The sequence below is a fragment of the Plectonema radiosum NIES-515 genome (assembly GCF_025753815.1).
Taxonomy (GTDB): domain Bacteria; phylum Cyanobacteriota; class Cyanobacteriia; order Cyanobacteriales; family Nostocaceae; genus Hassallia; species Hassallia radiosum_A.
Genome location: NZ_JAOWRF010000060.1, coordinates 1 through 2,390, shown reverse-complemented (window position 1 = coordinate 2,390; position 2,390 = coordinate 1). Strand labels below are relative to the sequence as shown.

Annotated in this window: 3 protein-coding genes; 2 read left to right on the top strand and 1 reads right to left on the bottom strand. The window is 40.9% G+C overall.

Translation table 11 applies throughout. The features are described from left to right. Positions 1–841: 841 nt before the first annotated feature. Complete coding sequence (locus OGM63_RS03775) at positions 842–1,291, bottom strand: BP74-related protein (RefSeq protein WP_263744171.1); 450 nt, start codon at positions 1,289–1,291, stop codon at positions 842–844. Positions 1,292–1,604: 313 nt separating this feature from the next. Between OGM63_RS03775 and gloA the strand changes: the two genes are divergently transcribed. Beyond that, complete coding sequence (gene gloA, locus OGM63_RS03770) at positions 1,605–2,039, top strand: lactoylglutathione lyase (protein WP_263744170.1); 435 nt, start codon at positions 1,605–1,607, stop codon at positions 2,037–2,039. Between the two features lie 28 nt (positions 2,040–2,067). Beyond that, the coding region (locus tag OGM63_RS03765) for a hypothetical protein (protein ID WP_263744169.1) at positions 2,068–2,390 on the top strand (323 nt) is incomplete at its 3' end.

Sequence of the window (2,390 nt, the reverse complement as noted above, 5' to 3'; positions counted from 1 at the left end):
AGATGGTTATTCTTACTTGCTGTTAATATTTTAGCATTTTTTGAATGCAGATAAATCTGCCCGCGTCGTTTTTCCACCCCGCTTTAAAAAGACGGGGCTACCAAACTCCCGATATATTTACGTGTGGAAGCCACTTGGCTTTAGACAGTGGAGGAAACACGACACAGGTGGTTTTAACCACCGTGAATATGCTATAATCAATAAGCGAGTAGGAATAATCATCTACGTAAAAAAGTGTTTTTAAGGTGTGACTCCTGATTTACCTCGTCCCTACACATGTTGTAGTCCTGGGTAAACAAGTAAAAGAAAAACATGGAGCGTACCAAAATGGCATTGTGATGAACTCGCAAAGCATTGGTTAATTTAATAAGTAAGCGTAATTGCAATACCTCTCGTCCTGGTAGTTGTTTTGAGCGTCTAAGGGGATATTTGACTATCCCTTTTAAGAGCCAAGTCTTAAAGAATCTCAGTGTCAGCGCGACCTGAGTGTGTCAAGAGTATTGCTTGTGGGTATATGAAAGACCATAGCCTGATTTAATACTTATACTTATGGTTGAGTCTAAGTGATGGTTGCACTACACGCAACCGTCAACTTATTATGTGCGATCGCATGAATTGACAAATGTTACAGGTGACGCTTCGGTGCGACTTATTCTTGAAACCCCGCTTCCATTCCTCTCCCCTACAAGGAGAGAGGCTTTGATTCTTGCTCCCCTTCCCTACCAGGGAAGGGGTTGGGGGTTAGGTTTGAGAGAAAGTTGCACACGGCGTTACAGGTGTAGAATTTGATAACCCGCAACTTGGGTTACTATGGCATGGACGCAACGTGATGATTCAGTTCTTAATTAGAAATCTCCTTAACTAGACGTGAACTCCAAGGACACCAATAAGAACCTGGTAAAAATGCGCCACCCACTTCATCTAGGTGGTCGTTGACGTAAGCAATTGAAGCATCACAAACTTCTATTGCCATACTAAAAAACCCGATTTTTGATGGGTCTAATTCGTAATCCCAACTAGGATTGTATGAGGCTTTAGATTTTTTGATTCTTCCCATTACATGAATTTCATTTGTCTCTTTTCCACTGAGTATATCCCTTGCCTTTTGAATCGTATTCGGGTCTGTGAGCTTAATAGTGAAAGTCTGTCGGTCATATGGAGTGTCAAAAGCAAAGTAGCTTGCCGTATCTGTAGCAGCATATGATGGTGAAATAAAACCCATAGCAAGCATAGCCACAACAGCCAATACAGTTAGTACTCGACGTATCAATCGTTGTTTCATTGCAATCATAATTCACCGTATGTAGATAAAAATGTTGTAAGTAATTTACCACCAGTGAGAAAGTGACACAAGGACAGTTAAGACACTTAAGACAGTTAAGGAAAAATAGCTTTCTAGAAGAGTACCGAAGCAACGCTCTTACAGTGAGTTCAGGTCAAAAACAAGCGATCGCATGAATTGACAGATGTGACAGGTGTAGAATTTGATAACCCGCAACTTGGGTTATTAATAAAATGCTGTAATAAATCCTATTTCTGAAAATGTACAGCACAGGTGCAAGCATCCCCATCTAAAATCGGTAAAGAAGCAATCAAGAATAATTATGCGCTTACTACACACAATGTTACGCGTCGGCAACCTCGAAGAATCTTTAAAATTTTATTGCGATGTCCTGGGAATGAAGTTACTGCGACGAAAAGATTATCCAGGTGGAGAATTTACCCTCGCTTTTGTCGGTTACGGTGACGAAACAGACAATTCAGTTCTAGAACTAACCTACAACTGGGGTGTGGAAAAATATGACCTAGGTAATGCTTACGGTCACATTGCCTTGGGAGTCGATGATATTTACTCTACCTGTGACGAAATCAAAAAGACTGGTGCTAAAGTAGTCCGGGAACCAGGACCAATGAAACACGGTTCAACGGTAATTGCTTTTGTCGAAGATCCAGATGGGTACAAAGTAGAACTTATTCAATTGAGTACTCAAGGTTCAAATGCGAAACAGGAGTCACAAGAAAAACTTGTAACTCAGTAATTATGTTGTTCCATAGGTGATATTTCGCGTGAAGCAATGTCTGCGACAAAAAATTTATTCTCAAAAATTTTCGGCTGAGACTTTAGTCGGGTGGACAACTATCAGCAACCGACGCAAGTATTATTGGATAGAACTTACGCAATTACACAAAAAAGATAAATATAAACTCGTAGTCAGCGCTTTAGCGCTTATTTTAGGCACTAAAGTGCCTACTACGAGTAAGTCCTATTGGATTGTGGCAGTAAGTATTATCACTATATTCGTCCAGACGTCCTTGCCATTAAGGGCACAGATGAATCTGGAAGGAGAGATAAGGAGGACAGGGGGGACAGGGGAGACAAGGGGGACAAG